Origin of the sequence: Kribbella jiaozuonensis, assembly GCF_005233875.1 — a bacterium.
GTDB classification, from domain to species: Bacteria; Actinomycetota; Actinomycetes; order Propionibacteriales; family Kribbellaceae; genus Kribbella; species Kribbella jiaozuonensis.
Genome location: NZ_SZPZ01000001.1, coordinates 901,940 through 925,716, shown reverse-complemented (window position 1 = coordinate 925,716; position 23,777 = coordinate 901,940). Strand labels below are relative to the sequence as shown.

Sequence of the window (23,777 nt, the reverse complement as noted above, 5' to 3'; positions counted from 1 at the left end):
TCAGGCGAGAAAGCCGTGCAGCAGAACCGCCGTACCCGAGAGGTGTTCCTGCATCGCCTGCCGGGCAGCCTCCGGATCGCCGGCGAGGATCGCGGTGACGATCGCCGTGTGCTGTTCGTTGGAGTGCTGGATGTTGCGCTCGAGCAGGGGGATCGCGTCCAGGAGTTCGTTCAGGCGCATGCGGACGTCGGCCATCGCGGACGTCAGTGACGGCGAGCCGGTGACCTCGGCGATCGCCAGGTGCAGGCGGGAGTCCAGGCGGCGGTAGTCGGCCAGGCGGGCGGCGGATGTGTCGGCGAGGCAACGTTCGAGGTGGTCGCGCTCGACGTCGCTCAGTTCGCGGGTCGCGGCGGCTTCGGCGGCGCCGGTTTCCAGTACGAAGCGCAGCGTGAGGGCGTCGTCCAGACCGTCGGCCAGGTCGCGGGCGAGACGTTTGGCCGTCGTACGACGGGGTTTGGGCAGCTGCTCGTTGACGAACGTACCGCCGTACCGGCCGCGGCGGGACTCGACGTACCCGGCCTTGGTGAGCGCGTGGATCGCCTCCCGGAGCGTGACCCGGCTGACGTTCAGCCGGGCCGCCAGCTCGCGCTCCGGCGGCAACCGGTCGCCGGGCACGACGACGCCGAGCTTGATTGCCTGTAGCAACCGCTCGACCGTCTCCTCGAACGGGTTCCCGGCCCGCACCGGCCGGAACACCGCCTCGTCTGCCTGAACGACCATGTGCCCAGACTAGATGGGTGTCACATAGGCGCCGGAGATCCCGCCGTCGACGAGGAACGTGTTGGCGGTGATGAAGGACGAGTCGTCGCTGGCCAGGAAGGCGACCGCGGCGGCGATCTCGTCGGGTTCGCCGAAGCGGCCCATCGGGACGTGGACCAGCCGGCGCTGGGCCCGCTCGGGGTCCTTCGCGAACAGTTCGGTCAGCAGCGGCGTGTTCACCGGGCCCGGGCAGAGCGCATTGACCCGGATCCCCTGCCGGGCGAACTCCACCCCGAGCTCACGGCTCATCGCCAGTACGCCGCCCTTGGAGGCGGAGTACGAGATCTGGGACGTCGCCGCGCCCATCACCGCGACGAACGACGCGGTGTTGATGATCGAGCCCTTGTTCTGCCGCTGCATGTACGGGATCGCTGCCTTGCAGCAGAGGTACACCGAGGTCAGGTTGACCTCCTGGACCTTGCGCCACGCCTCGAGACCGGTGTCCAGGATCGACGCGTCGTCGGGCGGCGAGATGCCCGCGTTGTTGAACGCGATGTCCACGCTGCCGTAGGTGTCGAAGGCCTGCTTGAAAAGGTTCTCCACACCGGCGGCATCGGTGACGTCGGTGGCGATGAACAGGCCGCCGACCTCGTCCGCAGCGGTCTTGCCCGCGTCCGGGTCGAGGTCGCCGATCACGACGTGTGCGCCCTCCGCGGCGAGCCGCCGTACCGTGGCCAGGCCGATCCCGCTGGCACCCCCGGTCACCACCGCGACGCGACCTTCGAGCCGATGCGCCTTGACGTCCATTCAGTCCTCCGTGCTGATGAAGATGTTCTTGGTCTCGGTGAACGCGACCAGCGCGTCCGGACCGAGCTCCCGGCCGAGGCCGGACTGCTTGTAGCCGCCGAACGGCGTCGAGTACCTGACCGACGAGTTCGAGTTGATCGAGAGGTTGCCGGCCTCGACCCCGCGACCGACCCGGATCGCGCGACCGACGTCCCGGGTCCAGATCGAGCCGGACAGGCCGTACTCGCTGTCGTTCGCGATCCGCACCGCGTCGGCCTCGTCCTCGAACGGGATCACCGCGACGACCGGTCCGAAGATCTCTTCTTTCAAGGCCCGCTCGGTCGGCGGCGCGAGCACGGTCGGCGGGAACCAGAACCCGGGCCCGCCGGGCGCCGTCCCCTGGAAGGCAGGTTCGTCGACGTACGAAGCGACTTGCTCGAGTTGAGCCTTCGAGATCAGCGGCCCCATCTCCGTCGCCGGGTCACTCGGATCGCCGACCTTGAAGTTCTTCACGACCGGTTCGAGCAGCTCCATGAACCGGTCGTACGCCGTGCGCTCGACGAGGATCCGCGACCGCGCGCAACAATCCTGCCCCGCGTTGTCGAACACGCCGTACGGCGCCTGCGCTGCCGCCTTCTCCAGATCCGCGTCGGCGAAGACGACGTTCGCGGACTTGCCGCCGAGCTCAAGCGTCACCCGCTTCACCTGGTCCGCGCAGCCGGCCATGATCTGCTTGCCGACCGTGGTGGAGCCGGTGAAGACGATCTTGCGGACGGCCGGGTGGGTGACGAAACGCCGGCCAACCGTCTTCCCGGGGCCGGGGACGACTTCGAGGACACCTTCAGGCAGGCCGGCTTCCAACGCCAACTCGCCGAGGCGGATGGCCGTCAGCGGGGTGAGCTCGGCCGGCTTGAGGACGACGGTGTTGCCGGCGGCAAGGGCCGGGGCGAAGCCCCAACCGGCAATGGGCATCGGGAAGTTCCACGGGACGATCACGCCGACCACGCCGAGCGGTTCCTGTAAGGTGATATTGATGCCCCCGGCAACAGGAATCTGCTTGCCGAACAGGCGTTCCGGCGCGGCCGCGTAATACGTCAGGACGTCGCGGACGTTACCCGCTTCCCAGCGGGCGTTGCCGATCGTGTGGCCGGCGTTCTCGACCTCCAGCGCGGCCAGGTTCTCCAGGTCCGCGTCGACTGCGTCCGCGAATCGTCTGAGCAGCCTGCCGCGGTCGGCCGGGTTCACGTCCCGCCAGGTCTCGAAGGCCTTGGCGGCGCGGGCGATCGCGGCGTCGGCCTCGGTCTCGTCGGCGAGCTCGATGGTCCGGATCACCTTCTCGGTGGCCGGATTGAGTACGTCGTGCGTCATTGCGTGCTCCTGATCAACGCGGTGAACAGCCGCAGGTCCTCGGGCGTCTCTTCCGGGTGCCACTGCACACCCAGTGCGAAGTCCTTGCCCTCGACCTCGGCCGCCTCGACGGTCCCGTCGCCGGCGCGGGCGGTGATCTTGAGGGTCGGCGCGACGACGTCGAGGGCCTGGTGGTGGTAGCAGCTGCCGGTCGCGCCTTCGCCGAGGATCCGTGCGGTCAGCGTGCCGGGCTCGATCTTCACGTCGGTGCGCGCGAACACGGCCTCCGACGGGCGGTGGTCGTCGGTCGCGATCACCTCGGGCAGGTGCTGGTGCAGGGTTCCGCCCAGCGCGACGTTGAGCATCTGCAGGCCGCGACAGATCGCGAGCAACGAGAGATCGGCGTCGAGGGCTGCTCGGATCAGGACCGCTTCGTGGTCGTCGCGGCCCGGTCTCGTGTCGACGGTCTCGGGGTGCGGCGTCGCGTCGTACGAACCTGGATCGACGTCGCATCCGCCGGCGATGACGAGACCGTCGAGGATGCCGATGACCGACGGGTCGGTTCCCACTGGCGGGAGCAGGATCGGCGTACCTCCGGCCATCGCGACCGCGTCGAGGTAGACGCGCGGGAGGATGGCAGCCTCCCGCTGCCAGATCCCCCAGGTGGCCGGTTCCAGGTACGTCGTGATGCCGATGCGCGGCCTAGAGTCGTTCGAAACCACGGACTCGCTCCCAGTCGGTGACGGCGGCGTCGTACGCATCGAGCTCGACCCGCGCGGCGTTCGTGTAGTGGTCGACCATCTCGTCGCCGAACGCCTCGCGCGCCAGCTTCGAGCCGGTGAACAGCGCGGCGGCCTCGCGCAGGGTGGACGGGACGTGCTCCTTATCGGACTCGTACGCGTTGCCCTCGAGCAGCGGCTCGAGCTCGAGTTCGTTCTCGATGCCGTGCAGGCCGGCTGCGATGATCGCGGCGACGGCGAGGTACGGGTTCACGTCGCCGCCGGGGAGGCGGTTCTCGACCCGGAGCGAGTCGCCGTGGCCGACCACGCGCAGCGAGCAGGTGCGGTTGTCGAGACCCCACGCGACCGCGGTCGGGGCGAAGCTGCCCTTCGCGAATCGCTTGTAGGAGTTGATGTTCGGCGCGAGCAGGTAGGTGAACTCGGACAGGCAGGCGAGCTGTCCGGCGATGAACTGCTCCATCAGCTGCGAGAACCCGTAGTCACGGTCGCCGGCGAGGACGGGGTCGCCGTCGGTGGAGCGGAAGCTCAGGTGGATGTGGCACGAGTTGCCCTCGCGTTCGTCGTACTTCGCCATGAACGTGAGGCTCTTGCCGTGCTTCGCGGCGATCTCCTTCGCGCCGGTCTTGTAGATCGAGTGGTTGTCGCAGGTGGCAAGCGCTTCGTCGTACCGGAAGGCGATCTCGTGCTGGCCGAGGTTGCACTCGCCCTTCGCGGACTCGACGTACAGCCCGGCGCCGGTCATGCCGTTGCGGATGTCGCGCAGCAGCGGCTCGATCCGGGAGGTGCCGACGAGGGAGTAGTCGACGTTGTACTGGTTGGCCGGGATGAGGCCGCGGTAATGCTTGTCCCAGGCGGTCTCGTAGGTGTCGTCGAACACGATGAACTCGAGCTCGGTCCCGACGTACGCCGTGAGGTTCTTCTCCGCCAGCCGATCCAGCTGCCGCCGGAGCACCTGCCGCGGCGAGGCGACCACCGGCTGCCCGTCCAGCCACTGGACGTCGCACAACACCATCGCCGTGCCTTCGAGCCACGGGACCAGCCGGAGCGTGTCGAGATCGGGCGCCATCACCATGTCGCCGTACCCCCGCTCCCACGACGACATCGCGTAACCGTCGACGGTATTCATATCCACGTCGACAGCCAGCAGGTAGTTACACCCCTCGGTCCCGTGCTTCAGCACTTCCTCCAGGAAGTACCGAGCCCCACACCGCTTCCCCTGCAACCGCCCCTGCATATCGGTGATCCCCACCAACACCGTGTCAACCTGGCCGGCCTCCACCAGCCCCCGCAACTCCTCCACACCCAACACGGCCACTCCCGGAGTCTATTGGTCTATCTCCAGTCCATTGACTCAAGCCTAGCCGGAACTGTCAATGCGGTGCCGTGGCACTGGGCGGACAGTGAATGGGTTGGCACTTGGCGGGATGGTGGGGAAAATCGCCGGATTCGGCCGCACCGCCCAAGCGGCCCGATTCTGGAGGACCGCTATGCGATCTTTCGTTACTCGTCCGCGCGCCTTGGCCGTTCTGTTGGCCGGTACGGCGCTTGCTTTCAGCCCGCTCGGGGGTCAGGCGACTGCTCAGTTGCCTGTCGACCAGACCGGGAACCCGGCGTGTTTCACGCCGGAAGACGGGGCCGCCGCGCGTGGTGGCTTCGGTGCTGACCACCGGGAACTCTCGGCCGCGGAGCAGAAGGCCATCGACGCCAGGACGGCGGCGATCCTGAAGGCCAAGCAGGCGCGTGGACTCGCGCCGAAGGCCGGCAAACTGGCTGCGGCCAGCGTGCCGGTGTACGTGCACGTGATGCTGAGCACCTCCGGCGCCGGTGATGTCACCGCGACCCAGATCAACCAGCAGATTGCCGAGCTGAACCAGGACTACGCGGGTCAGGAGTCGTCGCAGGCGGCGAACACCGGCTTCACGTTCTACCTGGCCGGCACCGACCGCTTCAAGAACAACACCTGGCACCGTGACGGCCAGAGCACGACGTACCGCTCACAAACGCGCAAGGGTGGAAAGAACGCCCTGAACATCTGGCTGGTCGACTTCTCGTACCTCGGGATCGCAACGTTCCCGTGGGACTACGCCGGCAGCCCGTCGATCGACGGCATCCGGGTCCAGTACAGCTCGCTGCCCGGCGGCTCGGCGACCAACTTCAACCTCGGCAAGACCGCGTCCCACGAGGCCGGCCACTGGTTCGGGCTCTACCACACGTTCCAGGGCGGCTGCACGAGCACGAACGACTCGGTGTCCGACACGCCCGCCCAGAGCAGCGCCTCCAGCGGCTGCCCGACCGGCCGGGATTCCTGCTCGCTGCCCGGTGTGGACCCGATCCACAACTACATGGATTACTCCTACGACTCCTGCTACAACCAGTTCACGCCGGGCCAGTCAACCCGGATGAGCAACATGTGGACTGCTTATCGGGCATGAGACCCGACTGTGACATCTGCACCGTCGGGCAACTAGAGTGCCCGCGATGCGTTTGCTTCTGACGGCCTGCGCGACCACCGCACTGGTGGCCGCCGGCCCGCTGACAGCGACCGCCGCCGGCCAGGGCTCACAAGGCCCGGTCGGCGGCGACCTGCTGACCGCGAAGCCGACGGTCGTCGCCGACGGGGCGGCACCGCCGGCGGTGCAGGCATCGGCGTACGTCGTGGCCGACCTGGACACCGGTCAGGTCCTGGCGGCGAAGGCTCCGCACGCGAAGCTCCGTCCGGCCAGCACGCTCAAGACGCTGACCGCGCTGGTCCTGCTGCCCCGGCTGAAGAAGACCGATCCGGTGATCGGTTCGGACGCCGACGCCGGGATCATCGGCAGCAAGGTCGGTGTGTACCCCGGCCTGCACTACACCGTCGACCTGCTCTTCCAGGGCATGTTCCTGGCCTCCGGGAACGACGCCGTCCATGCCCTCTGCGCCCACGACCAGGGCGGCATCCCCGCGACCATCCAGCGGATGAACACGAAGGCCAAGGAAATCGGCGCGCTCGACACCCACGTGACCGACCCGACCGGTCTCGACGCCGACGGGCAGTACTCCAGCGCGTACGACCTGGCCCTGTTCGCGCAGGCGGGGCTCCAGCGCCAGGACTTCGCGAAGTACGCCTCGACCAAGTTCACGAACTTCCCGAACGCGGGCAACAAGGGCACGTACCAGGTCGCGAACCAGAACAAGCTGCTGTTCAACTACGACGGCGCGCTCGGCATCAAAACCGGCTACACCACGCTGGCCCGCAACACGTTCGTCGGCGCGGCTCGCCGGAACGGCCACACGCTGGTCGTGACGATGATGAACGCGCCGCACGGCATCACCGAGGACGCCAGCAACCTACTGACCTGGACGTTCAGCAATTACAGCAAGCTCAGGCCGGTCGGCACGCTGGTGAAGGCGGAGGCGCCGCCGAAGACCACGACGCAGGGCAAACCCGCCGACAAGCCGACCGCCGGTTCGCCGCGCCCCGCCCGCAGCCGCACCGTCCTGAGCCCGGGCCAGGCTATGCAGTCCCTCGCGTTCCGCGTCCCCGTCTGGGCGTACGCCGGACCGCCCGTACTGCTCCTCGGCCTGTTCCTGCGCCGCCCGCGCACGCTCCGCCGACGCCGCCACTAACGACGGACTGACCGGACCGCCCGCACAGCTTGGACGGCCAACGTGGTGAGCGTCGCGCCCAACACTGCGCCGGCGGCGACCGCGACCGTGTCCGCCCTGCGCTCGGGGATCGGGACGACCTTGTACCGCTTACCGGGCGGGCCGAGCAGCAACGGCTCAGCTTCTTCGACCGGCTCCGAGGGCTCAGCGACGACCTCCGGCTTGACGGTCGCCTCCTTCGTCCACGCCGCGACCAGCATGATCACCCGCGTCATCAGGTAGATCCACACCAAGAGCGCCAGCGGCAACGCCAGAGCGCCGTACGCCGCGTTCGCGCCGATCACGTGGCTGACGTAGAGGTTGCCGAGCCGCTGCGCCAGGTAGAACACGATGCCGCCGGCGAGCGCCGCGATCAGCAGCACCTTCGGCGGCATCGCGATCCGCGGCAGGGCCGTCATCAGGTACCCGAACAGCAGCGCTCCGGCGCCGATGCCGACGACGATGCTGATCAGCTGCAGACCCCACGTCGCCAGCCAGGTCCCGTCCAGGTTGCTCGCGTCGACGATCCGCCGGGACAAACCGGTCAGGACGGACGAGGCGCCGGTCGCGATCAGACCCATCAGCCCGAGACCGACCAGCGCGCCGAGGTCGGTGAGCTTCTGCTGGACCGCGTTCCCCGGCTGGTCGTCGAGCTCGTGCATCAGCCGGATCGACGCCCGCATGGCATCGATCCAGCCCAGGCCCGTGAGCAGCAGACCGATACCGGAGATCAGCCCGATCGTGCCGGCGTGGGTGATCAGCGCGTCGATATCGATGTTGTTGCCGATCCCCGGCAGGTTCTGCTCCAGGGACTTCTTCAGCGTCTCGATCGCGTCGTCGCCGAGCAGCGGGCCGATGATCGCCGCCGCCAGCACGATCAGCGGGAACAGCGACAGGAACCCGAAGAAGCTGGTCGCACCGGCCAGCCGGTTACCCCGCTGGTCGCCGTACCGCTTCCAGGCTCGCCACAGCTGTGTCCTGCTGAATCGTGCCCAGACGCGCTTGATCGTCCCCATGAGACTCCTGTACCCGAGAGTGCCGGGCTCAGCCTGCCAGGGGGAAGGACCGCTGCGGCCGCCACACGCCGTCGGCGCCGTGTTCGTAACGGCTGAAGTACTCGACGTCGAAGGCGCAGTCGTACTCCGAGAGGGCGTCGTACGCGCGGTCGAGGGCGTCCTTGTCGAGGTCGTGCGCGACCGTGACGTGCGGGTGGTACGGGAACCGCAGGTCGACCCGCAGCGGACCGGACCGCACCTGCGACTGCAGTACTTCGCAGGACGAGATGCCCTCGGCCAGCGGCACGAACACCACCGGCGAGATCGGCCGGAACGTCGCCGTACCGCGCAGCCGGATCCGGAACCGGGGGAACCGGGCCGCGACCGCGAGCAGGTGCTCGTCGATCACGTCCAGGTCGGTCGCCTCGATCTCGGTCGGCGGCAGCAGCGTGACGTGGGTCGGGATCGACGCGGCCATCGGATCACCGAACTCGGCCCGGAACTTCTGCAGCTCCGACCCGTACGGCTCCGCAATCGGAATCGCGACACCGATCGTCGTCGTCACGGGCGGCCCTACCGGCCCTGCGCAGGGCCGGGGACGAATCCGAGGCGGTCGTAGACCCGGGCCAGGGTCGGCTCGGTGACCGCGCGGGCCCGCTCGGCGCCGGCGGCCAGGATCGCGTCCAGCTGGGCCTTGTCGTCGAGGTACCCGAGCGTCTTCTCCCGGAACGGCGTGACGAACTCCACGACGACCTCGGCCAGGTCCTTCTTGAAGTCGCCGTACCCGCGACCGGCGTACTCGTCCTCGAGCTCGCTGATCTTGCGGCCGGTGAGCGCCGAGTAGATCGTCAGCAGGTTCGCGACGCCGGGCTTGTTCTCCTGGTCGAAGATGACGTCGCGGCCGGAGTCGGTGACCGCGGAGCGGATCTTCTTCGCGCTGACCTTCGGGTCGTCGAGCAGGTCGATGATGCCGGCCGGGGACGAGCTGGACTTGCTCATCTTGGCGGACGGGTCCTGCAGGTCGGAGATCTTCGCGGTCTCCTTGACGATGTACGGCTCGGGCAGCCGGAAGGTCTTGCCGAAGCGGTGGTTGAACCGCTGGGCGAGATCGCGGGTCAGCTCGAGGTGCTGGCGCTGGTCCTCACCGACCGGGACGCGGTCGGCCTGGTAGATCAGGATGTCCGCGGCCTGCAGGATCGGGTACGTGAACAGGCCGACGGTGGCGCGGTCGGCCCCGCCCTTGGCGGACTTGTCCTTGAACTGCGTCATCCGGCTGGCCTCGCCGAACCCGGTCAGACAACCCAGCACCCAGGCCAGCTGGGCGTGCTCCGGCACGTGCGACTGGACGAACAGCGTGGACCGCTCCGGGTCGATCCCGGCCGCGAGCAGCTGCGCGGCGGACCGGCGGGTGCGGTCGCGGAGCGCCTTCGGCTCGTACTCCACGGTGATCGCGTGCAGGTCGACGACGCAGTAGAACGCCTCGTGGTCGTCCTGCAGGGCCACCCACTGCCGCACCGCGCCGAGGTAGTTGCCGAAGTGGAAGGAGTCCGCCGTCGGCTGGATCCCGGAAAGCACCCGAGGGCGCCGCTGGGAACCGGCTGCGGAGGGGTCAGACGCAGCTTGGGACATACGCCCGATTCTGCCAGCGTCCCTGGTCAGGTCATCACCCGGGCGGGTCTGTCCCGGTCATACGACCAGCACTATGAGTACTCGGCTACCAGGACCAGCCACGGGAAGCCAGTTCCTGCTCTTCCTGCCAGCGTTTCTCTTCGGGTTGTTTGGCGTCGGGGTCGGGGACGCCGGCCAGGCGGCAGGCTTCGTCCAGGAGGTCGTCGTACGCCGCCTCGAGCGCCATCAGGCGGTGGGCCTTCGCGTAGACATGGGGCGTGGCCTCCACCCGGCGGATCTTGGTGGACAACGTCCCGAGCCTGGTCTGCAGCCGGAGCGTGTCGAACGGGTCCGGCAGCGGGACCGGACGACGGCGGAAACGGCCGTGCGCCCACCCCGTCAGCCCCTGGAGCCGGCGTCGCAGACGGGTCGGCGGCGGGCTCGGGAGGACGAGGCTGAGCAGGCCGCAGAGCATCAAGAACAGAACCGCTGCTCCGAGCCATGCCATGTCGCCACTCCTCAGCAAGAGAGTACGGCGAGCAGCGCCCGACGGCGATAGGAATATCAGTCCCGGTGGTACTTCGTGACCGCGTTGTCCTGCTTGACCTTGTCCGCGGCGGCCTGGATCCGGGCGGTCCACTCGGGCTGCTGCAGTCCGCCGGCCAGGAACTGCCCGGTGGCTACGGCGGCCGCGTTCGCGAAGTCCGGGTACCAGCTGTCGAAGTACCAGGTGATGACCTGGTCACCGGCCGCGGTCAGCAGGTCGCGGGCCGAGCGGAGCGCCGTACCCATCTCCAGGCCATCGGCCGCGCCGCGGACGATCGTGAGCTGGTTGGACTCCGAGCTCACCTGCGCCGCGACGTCCTGAGACAGCAGTGCCCGCAGGTACTCGAGCCCGCCGGCCTTGTTCTTCGCCTTCTCCGGCACCAGGAACGGCGCGGTCGCCGTGACATGCAGCCCGCTCGCGAGCGCCGGCGACGCATCCAGCGGCGGTACGGCGAACATCGTCAGCCCGAACCGCTGCGGGATCAGGCCTTTCATCTCGTTCTCGAGCCAGTTCCCGCACGGCAGCATCCCGGCCTTCGAGGCGAGGAAGCGCTTCTGGGACCCGATGTGGTCGTACTGCGCACTCCCGGCGGCGATCAGGCCGCGCTTGGTCAGCTCGCCGACCGCAGCGATCGCGCGGGTGACGCTCTCGTCCTTCCAGGCCCCGTCGTCGAGGTTGTCGATCCGCTTGAGCACGTCCGCTCCGCCGGTCTTGGCGGCCAGCGTGAGTACCAACTCGAGGACGTAGTACGGATGGGCGCCCGCATAAATGAACGGGCCGAGACCGGCCGCCTTCATATCGGTGCCGAGGGCAAGTAAATCCGGCCAGGTGTGCGGGACCTCCCAGTCGTTCGCCTGGAAGAGGTTGGCCGAGTACCACAGCCCGTAGACGGTTGCGACGTAGTTGAGTGTGCGCTGCGTGCCGTCGTACCGGCCGATGTCGAGCAGCTCCGACAGCAGTTGGTCCTCGACCTTCGCGGCCTGGTTGACCCAGGACGGCGCGTCCAGCAACTGCTGCAGGTCGGCGACCTGACCGTCCTTCACCAGCCGGCCGAGCTCGAGCTCCTGGTCGCCGGTACTCAGCACCACGTCAGGCGGGTTGCCCGCGGCGAACCGCGGCAGCAGGGCATCCGACAGCTGCGGCGTGACCTTCGGCGTGACGGCGGCGCTCGGATACTTCTTCCGGTACGCCGCCGCGGCGAACCCGCCGTACTCCTCGCTGGTGACGACGTCGAGCGGAGCGTTCGCGTCGACGTCGAACGGGTTCTGCGGGGAGACGGTCTTGGCCGGCGGGGCCGATGAGCATCCGCTCAGGACCGCGCCGGCCAGTGCCCCCTGCAGCAACGTCCGCCGTTTCAGCACCTCGGCAGGCTATTACCTCGGGGTGCCTCTCAGGCGGTACGCCGGATGCGGCCCGCGTACTTCGCTTCGAGCGCGTGGTTGTGCTCGTCGCCGCCGGGGATGTTCGCCGACAGGTAGACCGGCGGGGTCTCGCCGGCGTCGGTCATCCGGCGGAGCACCTCGGCAACCATCATCTGCGCGATCAGGGCGGCCGTGATCGACGAGACCGCGCAGACCTTGCCGCCACCATCGGGCAGGTCGAGCACGGAGTCGCCGTACGGCGCGTTGTTGTCGAGCACCACGTCCGCGAAGTCGATCAGCTTCTTGCCGGACGGGTGCCGGGAGTCCATCCCGTTGGTGTGCTGCAGCGAGGTGATCGCGATCAGCGGGTGGCCGTGCTCCTTCGCAACGGTCGCGAGCTCGACGATCGAGCCGTTCACGCCGGAGTTCGAAGCGATCACGAACACGTCGCCCGGCCGCGCCGCCGACAGCTCGTAGAGCTTGCGGGAGTACTTCGGGTCGCGCTCGAGCTCGGCGCTGCGCAGCAGCTCCGGCGGCTCGCCGCCGAGCAAGACAAGGTCGCGGAGCGCGATCCGGTTGGTCGCGATCAGGCCGCCGGCGCGACCGGCGATCTCCATCGCGAGCGCCTCGGAGTGCCCGGAGCCGAACGCCTGGATCACCCCGTCGGCGCGTAGCGACTCGGTCATCAGGTCGGCGGCCTGCTGGATCGGGCCGTCGATCTGCTCGGTCACGGCGGCCAGGATCGGAGTCAGAGTGTTGACATAAGACTGCGCGCTGACGCCGCTCGTCTCGCCGGATCCCCCGTGCTTACTGCTGGCCATGAGCGGCCCACCCCTCGACTAATCTGCTCGCAGCGACACTCCTGGTGCCGACAAGTGCGCAAGTTTGCGGTTTGCTGGACAGAACTTTTCTCAACTGGCAGTTAAAGTCAAGGCCCATCATTTCCGTGTGATCTCCCCAGATCGGGACCGTTGCGTGACCTTGTTCCCTTGTGCTTGTAAATAGGCTCTTTGAGCAGTTTGGAGCATTGCGTATGTCGGTCGAACGTCCCCTGCCGGACCCGTCCGCCCCACCTGCCGACCGACTTGCCGACCGATCTGCCGACCGGCCGGTCTCGATGCCGGCCGGGCCGCTGGTCCTGGGCGGCGATCTGGGCGGTACCTCCACCCGGATCGTGATCGCCGACTCCCAAGGCAAGGTAGTCGGTCGCGGCGCCGCCGCGGGCGGAAACCCGACGAGTCATCCGGCAAGCGCGGCGGCCAACTTCGGTCAGGCACTTCACACCGCCCTCGCCGGTCTGGACCCGTCCGACGTCAAAGCCGCCGTGGTCGGCATGGCCGGCGGCTCGGCGCTCGGGCGGCCCGACGTGGCAGCCCGGTTCGACGACGCCTGGACCGGCGCGGGGCTCACCGTGGCACCTGACTACATCGGCGATCTCGAGGTCGCTTTCGCATCGGGTACGCCGCAGCCGGGCGGAATCGTGCTGATCGCGGGCACCGGCAGCAACGTCGGACTGGTCCGCGATCACCAGCTCGTCCGGACCGTCGGCGGGCATGGCTGGATGCTGGGTGACGAGGGGTCGGGGTTCTGGCTCGGCCGGGAGGCTGTGCGCAGCGTCCTGCAAGCTCTCGATCTTCGCGAGCCGCTTGGCCTGCTCGAGCAGACAGTTGTGCAGACAGTCCTGCCTGATTGGGACCGACAGTCGGCTGCACAACGTGAAGGATACGACGCACTACGTGACGACCTGGTCAGGACGGTCAACAGCCGGCCACCAGTCCTGCTCGCCGAGTTGGCACCGGCCGTCATCGCGGCGTACGCCCAGGACGACGAAACCGCGCGCTCCCTGGTGAAACGCGCAGCCGAGCTGCTCACAGAGACGGTCGCCCGGTTGAAGACGACCTCAGACGGCGGCCCGATGGTGCTGGCGGGCAGCGTCGCGGGCGAATCATCTCCGGTCGGCCAACTCATCCGCCAACACTTCGCCGGCGAGGTACTGACCGCCCGCGACGGCGTAGGCGGAGCCACCTGGCTCGCCCTAGGCGCCCTCGACCCAACCCTCGCCACCCACGAAAACCACCAACGCTTGGTCAGCAGCTAACCCCGCGGAGGTCGACCCGCGCGGGGGTAGCCCATCGCGGGGCTACGCGCGACTCCTTCGTCGCCGTGCTCCGCGCCGCACCCGCCCACCCCCGGGCTTATCGCCCGGAGCATCCTTTCCGGCTATCGCCGAACCGTGCGCGCTATCGCGCGGTCGACCGCCGCGTGGTGGGTCGTGCTGCGGATCAGTTGCGTGGATGTGCCGCCGGGGTGCGGCGGCCGCATTCCACCCCATCGCAGTCGACCGGACCACGGCCCCCGGTCCGCCCCACCCGGTCCACCCACCCGGTCCACCCACCCGGTCCGCCCCGGCCCAGCCCAGCTCGGACCAGCAGCTCGGACCAGCCCAGACCAGATCCAGCCGAGTCCGAGCCGGCTCAGCCCGGTCCGCCCCACCGCGCTCCGCCGCCCACAGTCTGCCCGCCGACAGTCGGCTATTGAGCGGCGCCCGCCCAGCAGTCGCCCGCGAGCGGCAGCGAGCGACCCGCGGGCGGCAGCCCGCCACCCCCGGCGATAGCCGGAAGGTCCCGGCGACAGCCGGAAAGGTCACTCCGGGCGATAAGCCCGGGGGTGGGCGGGTGCGGCGCGGAGCACGGCGACGAAGGAGTCGCGCGTAGCCCCGCGATGGGCTGGCCGCACGCGCCCACCGCGGCGAGCTGGTCGCAGTACCTCAGTCGAAGACGGAAACTGGGCGGACCTCTACCGCCACGAATTCGGCCTCGGGGATTGTCGCGGCGATCTCCTCGGCCCTCTCCGGGGTTTTGACGTCGATGAGGAAGACGCCGGCTAGTTGCTCCTTTGCCTCGGAGTACGGGCCGTCCGTTGTGGCCCGGACGCCTTCGCGGACCCGCACTACCCGGGTCTTCGCCGGTGGGTCCAGTGGGACCGCGTTGATGAGTTCGCCGGACTCGTGGATCTCGGTCAGCAGGTTGTTGAGTTGGTCGGCGAGGGCGTCACGGGCCTTCTTCGGGAGCTTCTTGCCTTCCTCGGTGTTGAGGAACGACGGGTGGCCCCAGGTGATCGGGTTGCTGTGAATCAGCAGCAGGTACTTCATGATCGGGCATCCTTTCGGGATCTGAAGGGGATCTTCGCAGCAGAGGTCGGACACGATCGGGAGCACTCGACATTTCGCACATTTATCGTGAACGGCATGGACGAGATCGACCTGCGCCTGGCCGACGGGCGGATCCTGCACGCGTACGACAGCGCCCCGGGTGACGACGCGCGCCTCGCCGTCGTCTGGCACCACGGCACGCCGAACCTGGGCGTCCCGCCGGAGCCGCTGATCGAGGCGGGCGAGTGGCTCGGCATCCGGTGGATCTCGTTCGACCGACCCGGGTACGGCGGGTCGACCGCGGCGCCGGGCCGGACGATGTCCTCGGTGGCGGCCGACCTGACCACGGTCCTGGACACGCTCGGGATCGGCACGTTCGCGCTGGTGGGGTACTCCGGCGGCGGCTCGTTCGCCCTCGCCTCGGCAGCCATCCTCCGCGAACGCGTCGAGGCCGTCACCACGTTCGCCGCCATCGCGCCGTACGACGCCAAAGGTCTCGACTGGTACGACGGCATGGTCGCGTCCGGGCTCGCCTCACTCCACGCGGCGGCCGCTGGGCGGGACGCGAAGGTGCAACACGAGACGTCAGGCGTCGAGTACGACCCGGAGTTCACCGCGAGCGACATCGCGATGTTCGACGGCCCGTGGAGCTGGCTCGGGTCCATCGCCGGCAGCAACGCCACGCCCAACGGGCCTGACGGCGTGATCGACGACGACTGTTCTTATGTCCTGGACTGGGGCTGCGACCCGACCGCGATCGCCGCCCCGACCCTGCTTGTCCACGGAACCGCCGACGGCATCATTCCCTGCTCGCACGGGAAGTGGCTGGCCGCCAACCTGCCGAACGCCGAGCTCGAGCTGCACGACGGCCTCGGCCACGTCTCCGTCCTCGCCCACGCCGAGCCCGCCCTCGAATGGATCCGCGAGCAGACCGGCTGATCAACCGGCCGACAGCAGATGCCGCGCCCGCGGCGGTTCGAGCGCGAGCTCGGCGGCCTGCCGATACAAGTCCGCGTCCTGCCCGGTGATGCGCTCGTTGTGCTGGCGCAGGTGCTCGGACCAGCTCGCCACCTCGAACACCTCGACGTACAGGTCTGGCGTACTCACATCGCGGTACGCCGCCCAGCGCCGCGCGCCGGTTCGCTGCCGCGAGAGACCGACCCGGGCCAGCACGGTCTTGAACTGCTCGGCGTTCTCCGACGGCACGTGGTACGAGACCTCGATCAGCACCGGACCTGACCGCGGATCGATCTCCGGCTCCTCGTCGGTCAGGATGCCGACCTCCGGGTCCGGCCACGGCTGGACCACGGTCCGATCCAGGTGCCCCGTCCGTTCGTGCAACGGGAAGACCGCGAGCGAGGCGGCACCGATCAGCAGCAACACACCCGCGACCAGCAGCGTCGTCGCGGCACCGAGGGCCGCGGCGAGCAGACCCCAGATCAACGCGCCAACGCCCTGGCCGCCGAGGAACACCATCAGATAAACAGCCAGCGCCCGCGCGCGAACCCAGGCCGGCAACGCCAACTGCAGCGTGGTGTTGAGCGTCGACAACGCACCGAGCCAACCAGCTCCGGCGACGATCAGGATCAGCGCGACGACTGTTGCGTTGTGCAACAAGGCAACGGCCAGTACGCCGATGGCGTAGGCAACAGTCGCCCCGCCGAGCAGGGTATTGCGGCCGATCCTCGTCCGGATCGGTTTGAGCAGCACAGCACCCCCGACGGCTCCTAGACCGAGCGCCGCGAGGAGTACGCCGTACCCGGTGGAACCGAGACCGAGGCGATGGACCGCGGCGACGGGCAGGAGCCCCCACAACGCGGAGGCCGGGAGGACGAAGAGCATCGCGCGCAGCAGGATCCGTCGTACGCCGGGTGCATAGGCGACGTACCGCAGACCGGCGCGCAGGGCAGGCAGCATCGGCTCGCCGGCCGCGGCGACCGCGGTCGTCCGGTGCCAGCGCAGGAGCGCGATCAGGATCGCGAGGTACGACACGGCGTTGACGGCGAACACCACGGCCGGGCTGCTCAGGCCGAGGAGGAATCCGGCCAGCGCGGGGCCGATCGCCCGGGCGATGTTCACGTTGAGGCTGTTGAGCGCCGCGGCCTCCGGCAGCTCCTCGCGCGGTACCAACTCCGGCTGGATCGCCTGCCAGGCCGGACTGGTCAGCGCCTGGCAGGCACCGAGGACGAAGGTGATCGCGATCAGCGCGGTCGGAGTCAGCAAGCCCTCGGCGCTCAGGATCGCCAACCCGCCGGCCACGACGGCCATCGCCAGCGTCGCCAGCGCGATCAGGCGGCGGCGATCGAGTACGTCGGCAAGCACGCCCGCGGGCAGCGACACGAACAGCACCGGGAGCAGGCTCGCGGCCTGCACGATCGATGCCAGCGCTGCCGCGTTGGGCTGATGTACGACGGTCCACTGCGCGCCGACGGACTGCATCCAGCTGCCGACGTTCGAGCCGAGCTGTGCCAGCCACAGCGCACGGAACACCGGCCGCCGCAGCGGGGCCCAGGCAGACGACGGCGCAGATGCTGCAACGGTCATGCCGCATCGTACGGCGGCAGATCGCCAGCACATTCCAAGCAACAGCTTGACATCGGATTCAGCCGGATGCATATTCCAAGCATGTCTTTGGAGAAGGACCCGCGCCGTTCCCGGTTGCTGAACGATCCGTTGGCGATCCGGGCGATGGCGCATCCGGTCCGGCTGGACCTGCAGTCGCTGCTGGGGCGTGAGGGTCCGATGACCGCGGCCGACGCTGCCCGCCACCTCGGGATCAGTCAGGCGCTGGCATCGCACCACCTGCGGCAGCTGGCGAAGTACGACTTCGTCGAGCCTGCTCCGGGGAAGGACAACCGGGAGCGGCCGTGGCGGTTGGTGTCGACATCGCAGTCGTGGCGCGATGCGGCCGCCACTCCGGAAGGCGCCGCGGCGGCCGACGTACTCGAGCAGTTACTGGCCGAGCGCGCGCTCGAGCGGCTGAGCCAGTGGCAGCAGCAACGGCAGACCGAGGACGCAGTTTGGCGGGACAGCTCGGGGATCGGGCAGAGCGGGTTCTACCTGACTGCCGATGAGCTGACCGAGCTCGTCGGCCAGGTCGACGCGTTGCTGCAGCGCTGGGTCGACGAGCGGCCGATCGACGACAAGTCCACCCGCCCGCCGGGCAGCCGGCATGTCTCGTTCACCCAGATCGTCACGATCTCCCCCGAAGACCAGAGCGGAGTAGACAGATGAAGGACTTGTGGGGCGTCCTTGCCCGCCAGCGCGACTACCGCCTGATGTTGAGCGCCGGCCTGATCTCGTTGATCGGCGACTGGCTACTGCGGACCGGACTCGCGTTCCAGGTGTACGTACTGACCGGCTCGACGCTGGCGAGTGGTGGTCTGCTGCTGGCGTCGTTCCTGCCGGCCGTCGTACTCGGCTCGCTGGCCGGCGTCTTCGTCGACCGCTGGAACCGGCGGACCACGATGATCGTGACGAACATCCTCAACGCGGTGGTGCTGCTGCCGCTGATCGCCGTACACGACGCGAGCACGATCTGGATCGTGTACGGCGTCGTACTGGCGCAGAGCTGTCTGCAGCAGTTCTTCCAGCCGGCCGAGCAATCGCTGGTTCCGGTGCTGGTGCACGAGGAGCAACTCGTCACGGCGAACGCGCTGAACAGTCAGATCCGCGACCTCGCCCGGCTCATCGGCGCAGCGCTCGGTGGTGTTCTCGCGGCCGCCGGCGGACTGACCCTTCTCGCGCTCGGCGACGCCGCGACGTTCCTGATCGCTGTCGTGCTGATCGCACGGATGCGGCACCGGCAGGTGCGACCCGAGAACCCGGAGCAGACCGCGGGCGGCGCGATCAAGCGACTGAAAGAGGAGTGGACCGAAGGGCTGCGGTTGTGTGTCGCCGGCCCGGCGATCCAGCTGTTCTTCGTGTTCTGCATGGTCACCGGCGTCGGCGAAGGCATCATGAGCACGCTGTTCGCGCCGTTCGTCAGCTCCCAGATCGGCGGGGACGGACAGGTGTACGGCCTGATCGTCTCGTCCCAAGCGATCGGCGGGATCGTCGGCGGTCTGGTCGCCGCCGCGATCGGCTCGCGCTGGCCGGCGGCGAGGTTGTGGGGTATCGGCGCACTCGCCTTCGGGCTGATCGACACCACACTGTTCCTCTACCCGCTGGCGTCGGACAGCGTGATCCCGGCGTTCGTCTGCATGATCGTCGTCGGGCTGCCCGGTGCACTCACCATCGCGGGCATGATGACCGTCTTCCAGAACCTCACCGTCGACGGCACCCGCGGCCGCATCTACGGCGCGGTCGGCGCCGCCGAGAGCGTCGCGGTGCTGATCGGCATCGCCGCGGCCGGCTTCCTCGGCGACGCAGTCGGCATCATCCCGGTCCTCGTCTTCCAGGGCCTCGGGTACGTGGTCGGCGGGCTGGTCATCCTTGCTCGGCAGCGGGTGCTGGAGACTCGGTCAGTTCCGCTTCCGGTTTGATCCGGTGCAGCCGGACCCGCGCGACCCGGCGGCCGTCCATCTCGGTGACGGTCAGCGTGTGGGAGTCGATCCGGACCTCGTCGCCCGTTGACGGGACCTTCCCGAGCTGGGCGGCGAGGAAACCGCCGACGGTCTCGTACGGGCCGTCGGGGAGCTCGATCGTGGTGGCGTCGGCGAAGTCGTCGAGGTTCAGCAGGCCGTCGACGACGATGTCGCCGCCACCCAGGCGGGTGGTTTCGGCCGCCTCCTCGTCGTACTCGTCCTTGATGTCGCCGATCAGCTCCTCGACCAGGTCCTCCAGCGTGACGATGCCCGCCGTACCGCCGTACTCGTCGAGGACGATCGCGATATGCGTGCTGCGGCGGCGCATCTCGGTCAGCGTCGGCAGCAGCTTCGCGGTGTCCGGCAGCATGAGTACTTCGCGGGCCAGGTCGCCGACCCGCACCGAGCGAGTCGCGACGGCAGGGTCGAACAGGTCACGGACGTGGACGAACCCGACGATGTCGTCGGCCGAGCCGTTCATCACCGGGTACCGCGAGTGCGGCCGCTCGGCGGCGAACTTGACCGCCTTGTACGCCGGCATCTCGCCGTCCACGAAGTCGACCTCGGTCCGCGGCAGCATCACCTCGCGCAACTGCCGGCTGCCCGCCTCGAAGACGTCGTCGACGATCTTGCGCTCCTCCTCGCCGAGCGACTCGTGCGCCGAGACCAGGTCGCGGAGCTCCTCGTCGGTCATCACCTCGCGGTTCGCGTTCGGGTCACCGCCGAGCGCGCGGACCACCAGGTCGGTCGACTTCGACAGCAGCCAGATCACCGGCCGGGCGCCGGAGGCGATCTTGTCGACCAGCGGCGCCAGGCCGAGCGCAAACGTCTCGGCCCGCTGCAGCGCGAGCCGTTTGGCGGCGAGCTCACCGATCACGATCGAGACGTACGAGATCGCGATCGTGATCAGCACCAGCGCGACGGTGTTTGCCACCGACTCGGGCAGGCCGAGCTTCTGCAGGTGCGGGGACAGGCTGTCGGCCAGCGTCGCGCCACCGAATGCGGCGGACAGGAAGCCCATCAGGGTCACGCCGATCTGGACGGCGGACAGGAACCGGTTCGGGTTGGCGGCGACCTTGGCGACGATCTCGCCGCGCCGGCCGCGGTGCGATAGCGACTTGAGCTGGCTCTCCCGGAGCGAGACCAGGGCCATCTCGGCGGCGGCGAAGACCCCGCCGATGAGCACGAAAACCAGGATCAGAACGATGTTGAGCAGGGTGGCGTTCATGGGTCGGAGTTCCTAGCGCCCTCTCGTCAGACCACGAGAGGGCGGGCGTTGGGCGTAGTCGTCCATCTACCAAGACTAGCGGCCGCCCGGGCTACCGTGCTTGTTCGAGTTTGTTGGTTTACGATGATTCCTGGCCGGACGCGTCGTACGGCCGGGAGGGTCACACGATGAAAACACCGCGCGGCGTACGCCGTACCGACACCAAACTGTCGGACGGACGCGAGCTGATCTACTACGACCCCGCCGACACGCCGGTGCGGGTACCGCTCGAGGACACCCGCGGTCTGCCCGCCCCGCAGCCGCAGGTCGACCTGCGCACCGACCCGCTGACCGGCGACGTGATCACCTACGCCACCCACCGCAACACCCGGACCTACCTGCCGCCGGCCGACGAGTGCCCGCTGGACGCGAGCCGGCCGGGCAAGCCGACCGAGATCCCGGACCACGACTACAACGTCGCCGTGTTCGAGAACCGGTTCCCGTCGTTCGCCGGCCCGGGCCGGACCGAGGTGGTCTGCTTCACCAGCGACCACAACAAGTCGTTCACCGACCTGTCCCAGGGCCAGGCCCGCCTGGTCGTCGACGCCTGGGCCGACCGGACCGCCGAGCTCGGCGCCCGCGACGACGTCGAACTGGTCTTCCCGTTCGAGAACCGCGGCCGTGAGATCGGCGTCACGCTCAGCCACCCGCACGGCCAGATCTACGCGTACCCGTTCGTTCCGCCGCGGATGCGGACGCTGATGGCGCGCGCCCGCGAGCACCAGGAAGTTGCTGGCAGCAACTTGTTCGCCGACGTCCTGGCGGCCGAGCGCAAGGAAGGTACGCGGGTCGTCGGCGAGAACGGCAACTGGACCGCGTTCGTCCCCGAGGCGGCGCGCTGGCCGGTCGAGGTGCACCTGTACCCGCACCGCCAGGTGTTCGGTATCGACGAGCTGTCGGTTGGCGAGCGCGACGACTTCGTCGAGCTGTACCTCGACGTACTGCAGCGACTCGACGGTCTGTACGGCGAACCGCTGCCCTACATCGCCGCGTGGCATCAGGCCCCGGTGCGGATCGACCGCGAGCTCGGCTACCTGCACCTGGAGGTGTTGTCGATCCGCCGGGCGAAGGACAAGATCAAGTACCTGGCCGGCTCGGAGTCCGGCATGGGCTCGTTCATCAGCGACACCCGGCCCGAGGACGTGGCCGAGACACTGCGGAAGGTCGGTTCGTGAGCTCCTTCGAGAACGTCTTCGGTACGACGCCTGACGGCAGCTGGCGGGCGCCGGGCCGGGTCAACCTGATCGGCGAGCACACCGACTACAACGACGGGCTCGTCCTCCCGATCGCCCTGCCGAACCGGATCGTCGTGACCGCCTCGAAGCGCGACGACGGCCGGATCGCGGTCGCTTCCGCCGGACACAAGGGCGTCACCGAGTTCGCGATCGAGGACCTGGCACCGGGATCGGTCGGCGACTGGGCGGCGTACCCGGCCGGTGCGGCCTGGATCCTGCGCGAGTCCGGCTACCCGATCGGCGGCGCGAACCTGCACTTCGAGTCCGACATCCCTTCCGGCGCCGGCCTGTCCTCGTCCGCGGCACTGCTGTGCGCGACATTGGTCGCCCTGCTCGGTCTGCGCGATATCGAGGTCGACCCTGCCGAGGTCGCGCGGCTCGCGCAGAAGGCCGAGAACAAGTACGTCGGTGCGCCGGTCGGGCTGATGGACCAGATGGCCTCGATGTGCTGCACCGAGGGCCACGCGCTGTACTTCGACATCCGCGCGATGTCGACCGAGCAGATCCCGTTCAACCCGGCGGCCGACAACCTCGCCTTGCTGGTGGTCGATGTGAAGGCACCGCACCGCCACGTCGACGGCGAGTACGCCGCCCGCCGGAAGAGCTGCGAGCAGGCTGCGGCCGAGCTCGGCGTACCGGCTCTGCGCTCGATCGCCTTCGAGGACCTCGACGATGCGCTGGCGCGGTTGTCGGACGACGTCGTACGGCGTCGGGTGCGGCACGTGGTGACCGAGATCCGCCGGGTCGAGGACGCGGTCGCGTTGATGCATGCCGGCAAGCTCCGCGAGGTCGGCCCGCTGTTCACCGCCTCGCACGTGTCATTGCGCGATGACTTCGAGATCACCGTGCCGGAGCTCGACGTCGCGGTCGACACCGCGCTTGAAGCAGGTGCGCTCGGCGCACGGATGACCGGCGGTGGCTTCGGCGGTTGCATCATCGCGCTGGTCGAGGCGGATGCGTCCGAGTCGGTCCTGGCCGCGATCGAGAAAGCCTTTGCGGAGCACGGTTTCAGCACACCCAGCGCACTCGCCGCGGCCCCGTCAGCCGGCGCGTCCCGCCTCAGCTAGGAGGCGATGACGAGGTCGCATCCCGTATCGCGCATGGCTTTGCGTGCGGCGGTCGACAGGCCGTTGTCGGTGACGATCACGTCGAGGTCCGACCAGGTCGCGAACGTGCTCAGGCCGATGGTCCCCCACTTGGTGTGGTCCGCGACCACGACGATCTCGCGGCTGGCGGCGATGAACGATCGGTTGGTCTCGGCCTCCATCAGGTTCGGCGTGCTCAACCCGTGCTCGGCGTCGACACCGTGCGCGCCGAGGAACAACAGGTCGAGATGCAACGACGCCAGCGCCGCGGTCGCGATCGGCCCGACGAGCGCGTCCGACGGCGTACGGATCCCGCCGATCAGTACGACGGTGCGGTCCGACCGCGCGTTGCCGTGGAACACGTCGGCGATCCGCGCCGAGTTCGTCACGACGGTCAGGTTCTCGACGCGGAGCAACTGACGAGCCAGCGCGTACGTCGTCGTCCCTGCGCCGATGCCGATCGCGCTGTCCGGCTGGACCCTCGTCGCCGCCTCGGCCGCGATCGCCTGCTTGGCCGCCGACTCCTGCGTGAGCTTGGCGTCGAAGCCCGGCTCGTGCGCGCTGCGCAGACCGACCGACGTCGCGCCTCCGTGCACCTTGTGCAGCAGGCCGCTGGAGTCCAGGGCGTCGAGGTCGCGACGGATGGTCATGTCCGAGACACCGAACCGATCGACCAGCTCGGCCACGGTGATCGCACCGCGACTGTTGACTTCGGCAACGATCGTGGCCTGTCGCTGAGCTGCCAGCTGCCCACCCCGGCCGCGTGGCGGCTCTGCTCCGGCTGCGTTCACAGCTCACAGCCTAAT

General features: G+C 68.8%; 23 protein-coding genes. 8 read left to right on the top strand and 15 right to left on the bottom strand.

The window, feature by feature from the left end; translation table 11 throughout:
* Genes FDA38_RS04470 through FDA38_RS04450 form a run of 5 tightly spaced genes read right to left on the bottom strand, consistent with a single transcriptional unit; the run spans position 1 to position 4,887 of the window.
* Positions 1-720: a FadR/GntR family transcriptional regulator gene (locus FDA38_RS04470; protein ID WP_137252780.1), complete on the bottom strand. Its 720-nt coding sequence runs from the start codon at positions 718-720 to the stop codon at positions 1-3.
* 9 nt (positions 721-729) lie between these two features.
* Positions 730-1,506: a 3-oxoacyl-ACP reductase gene (locus tag FDA38_RS04465; protein ID WP_137252779.1), complete on the bottom strand. Its 777-nt coding sequence runs from the start codon at positions 1,504-1,506 to the stop codon at positions 730-732.
* Complete coding sequence (locus FDA38_RS04460; RefSeq protein WP_137252778.1) at positions 1,507-2,853, bottom strand: aldehyde dehydrogenase family protein; 1,347 nt, start codon at positions 2,851-2,853, stop codon at positions 1,507-1,509.
* Positions 2,850-3,554, bottom strand: a complete 705-nt coding sequence (locus FDA38_RS04455; protein ID WP_233714517.1) for a gamma-glutamyl-gamma-aminobutyrate hydrolase family protein — start codon at positions 3,552-3,554, stop codon at positions 2,850-2,852. The genes FDA38_RS04460 and FDA38_RS04455 overlap by 4 nt, the downstream gene beginning before the upstream one ends.
* On the bottom strand, positions 3,535-4,887 hold the full coding sequence (locus FDA38_RS04450; RefSeq protein WP_233714516.1) for a glutamine synthetase family protein: 1,353 nt from the start codon (positions 4,885-4,887) through the stop codon (positions 3,535-3,537). The genes FDA38_RS04455 and FDA38_RS04450 overlap by 20 nt, the downstream gene beginning before the upstream one ends.
* 172 nt (positions 4,888-5,059) lie before the next feature.
* On the opposite strand from FDA38_RS04450, the gene FDA38_RS04445 reads away from it, so the two are divergent.
* Together FDA38_RS04445 and FDA38_RS04440 are read left to right on the top strand one after the other, a co-directional pair.
* Complete coding sequence (locus FDA38_RS04445; RefSeq protein ID WP_137252776.1) at positions 5,060-6,004, top strand: zinc metalloprotease; 945 nt, start codon at positions 5,060-5,062, stop codon at positions 6,002-6,004.
* Positions 6,005-6,050: 46 nt separating this feature from the next.
* Positions 6,051-7,178, top strand: a complete 1,128-nt coding sequence (locus tag FDA38_RS04440; RefSeq protein ID WP_137252775.1) for a D-alanyl-D-alanine carboxypeptidase family protein — start codon at positions 6,051-6,053, stop codon at positions 7,176-7,178.
* Here the strand turns inward: FDA38_RS04440 and FDA38_RS04435 are convergent.
* The 6 genes from FDA38_RS04435 to FDA38_RS04410 all read right to left on the bottom strand — a co-directional run bounded on the left by FDA38_RS04435 (position 7,175) and on the right by FDA38_RS04410 (position 12,528).
* Positions 7,175-8,212, bottom strand: coding sequence for a YihY/virulence factor BrkB family protein (locus FDA38_RS04435; protein WP_137252774.1), 1,038 nt, complete (start codon positions 8,210-8,212; stop codon positions 7,175-7,177). The two genes, FDA38_RS04440 and FDA38_RS04435, sit on opposite strands and share 4 nt — an antisense overlap.
* Positions 8,213-8,240: 28 nt before the next feature.
* Positions 8,241-8,756, bottom strand: coding sequence for a 2'-5' RNA ligase family protein (locus FDA38_RS04430; protein ID WP_137252773.1), 516 nt, complete (start codon positions 8,754-8,756; stop codon positions 8,241-8,243).
* Between the two features lie 8 nt (positions 8,757-8,764).
* A complete protein-coding gene (gene trpS, locus FDA38_RS04425; RefSeq protein ID WP_137252772.1) occupies positions 8,765-9,820 on the bottom strand; it encodes a tryptophan--tRNA ligase in 1,056 nt (351 codons plus the stop codon).
* An 85-nt stretch (positions 9,821-9,905) separates the two neighbouring features.
* Complete coding sequence (locus tag FDA38_RS04420; protein WP_170989577.1) at positions 9,906-10,307, bottom strand: hypothetical protein; 402 nt, start codon at positions 10,305-10,307, stop codon at positions 9,906-9,908.
* Positions 10,308-10,363: 56 nt separating this feature from the next.
* Positions 10,364-11,707, bottom strand: coding sequence for an N-acetylglucosamine/diacetylchitobiose ABC transporter substrate-binding protein (gene ngcE / locus FDA38_RS04415; protein ID WP_137252771.1), 1,344 nt, complete (start codon positions 11,705-11,707; stop codon positions 10,364-10,366).
* A gap of 29 nt (positions 11,708-11,736) precedes the next feature.
* Positions 11,737-12,528, bottom strand: a complete 792-nt coding sequence (locus FDA38_RS04410) for a sugar isomerase domain-containing protein (protein ID WP_137252770.1) — start codon at positions 12,526-12,528, stop codon at positions 11,737-11,739.
* 212 nt (positions 12,529-12,740) lie between these two features.
* On the opposite strand from FDA38_RS04410, the gene FDA38_RS04405 reads away from it, so the two are divergent.
* Positions 12,741-13,805 carry an N-acetylglucosamine kinase gene (locus FDA38_RS04405; protein ID WP_233714515.1) on the top strand — a complete coding sequence of 355 codons (1,065 nt, stop codon included), beginning with the start codon at positions 12,741-12,743 and terminating at the stop codon, positions 13,803-13,805.
* 669 nt (positions 13,806-14,474) lie between these two features.
* On the opposite strand, the gene FDA38_RS04400 is transcribed toward FDA38_RS04405, so the two are convergent.
* Entirely contained in the window at positions 14,475-14,858 is a 384-nt protein-coding gene (locus FDA38_RS04400) for a YciI family protein (protein WP_137252769.1), read from the bottom strand.
* Between the two features lie 96 nt (positions 14,859-14,954).
* On the opposite strand from FDA38_RS04400, the gene FDA38_RS04395 reads away from it, so the two are divergent.
* Complete coding sequence (locus FDA38_RS04395) at positions 14,955-15,797, top strand: alpha/beta fold hydrolase (protein ID WP_137252768.1); 843 nt, start codon at positions 14,955-14,957, stop codon at positions 15,795-15,797.
* On the opposite strand, the gene FDA38_RS04390 is transcribed toward FDA38_RS04395, so the two are convergent.
* Complete coding sequence (locus tag FDA38_RS04390) at positions 15,798-17,402, bottom strand: MFS transporter (protein ID WP_137252767.1); 1,605 nt, start codon at positions 17,400-17,402, stop codon at positions 15,798-15,800.
* An 81-nt stretch (positions 17,403-17,483) separates the two neighbouring features.
* Between FDA38_RS04390 and FDA38_RS04385 the strand changes: the two genes are divergently transcribed.
* Entirely contained in the window at positions 17,484-18,092 is a 609-nt protein-coding gene (locus tag FDA38_RS04385; protein WP_137252766.1) for a helix-turn-helix domain-containing protein, read from the top strand.
* The gene (locus FDA38_RS04380) at positions 18,089-19,342 is read left to right on the top strand and encodes an MFS transporter (protein WP_137252765.1); all 1,254 of its coding nucleotides are present in this window, start codon (positions 18,089-18,091) and stop codon (positions 19,340-19,342) included. The genes FDA38_RS04385 and FDA38_RS04380 overlap by 4 nt, the downstream gene beginning before the upstream one ends.
* Here FDA38_RS04380 and FDA38_RS04375 read toward each other — a convergent pair.
* Entirely contained in the window at positions 19,287-20,612 is a 1,326-nt protein-coding gene (locus FDA38_RS04375; RefSeq protein WP_137252764.1) for a hemolysin family protein, read from the bottom strand. The genes FDA38_RS04380 and FDA38_RS04375 overlap by 56 nt on opposite strands.
* 167 nt (positions 20,613-20,779) lie before the next feature.
* On the opposite strand from FDA38_RS04375, the gene galT reads away from it, so the two are divergent.
* Positions 20,780-21,826 (top strand): galactose-1-phosphate uridylyltransferase, encoded by a 1,047-nt coding sequence (gene galT / locus FDA38_RS04370; protein WP_137252763.1) that lies wholly within the window; start codon positions 20,780-20,782, stop codon positions 21,824-21,826.
* On the top strand, positions 21,823-22,953 hold the full coding sequence (gene galK / locus FDA38_RS04365) for a galactokinase (RefSeq protein ID WP_137252762.1): 1,131 nt from the start codon (positions 21,823-21,825) through the stop codon (positions 22,951-22,953). The genes galT and galK overlap by 4 nt, the downstream gene beginning before the upstream one ends.
* Here galK and FDA38_RS04360 read toward each other — a convergent pair.
* The gene (locus tag FDA38_RS04360; RefSeq protein ID WP_137252761.1) at positions 22,950-23,762 is read right to left on the bottom strand and encodes a DeoR/GlpR family DNA-binding transcription regulator; all 813 of its coding nucleotides are present in this window, start codon (positions 23,760-23,762) and stop codon (positions 22,950-22,952) included. The genes galK and FDA38_RS04360 overlap by 4 nt on opposite strands.
* Between the last annotated feature and the right edge of the window lie 15 nt (positions 23,763-23,777).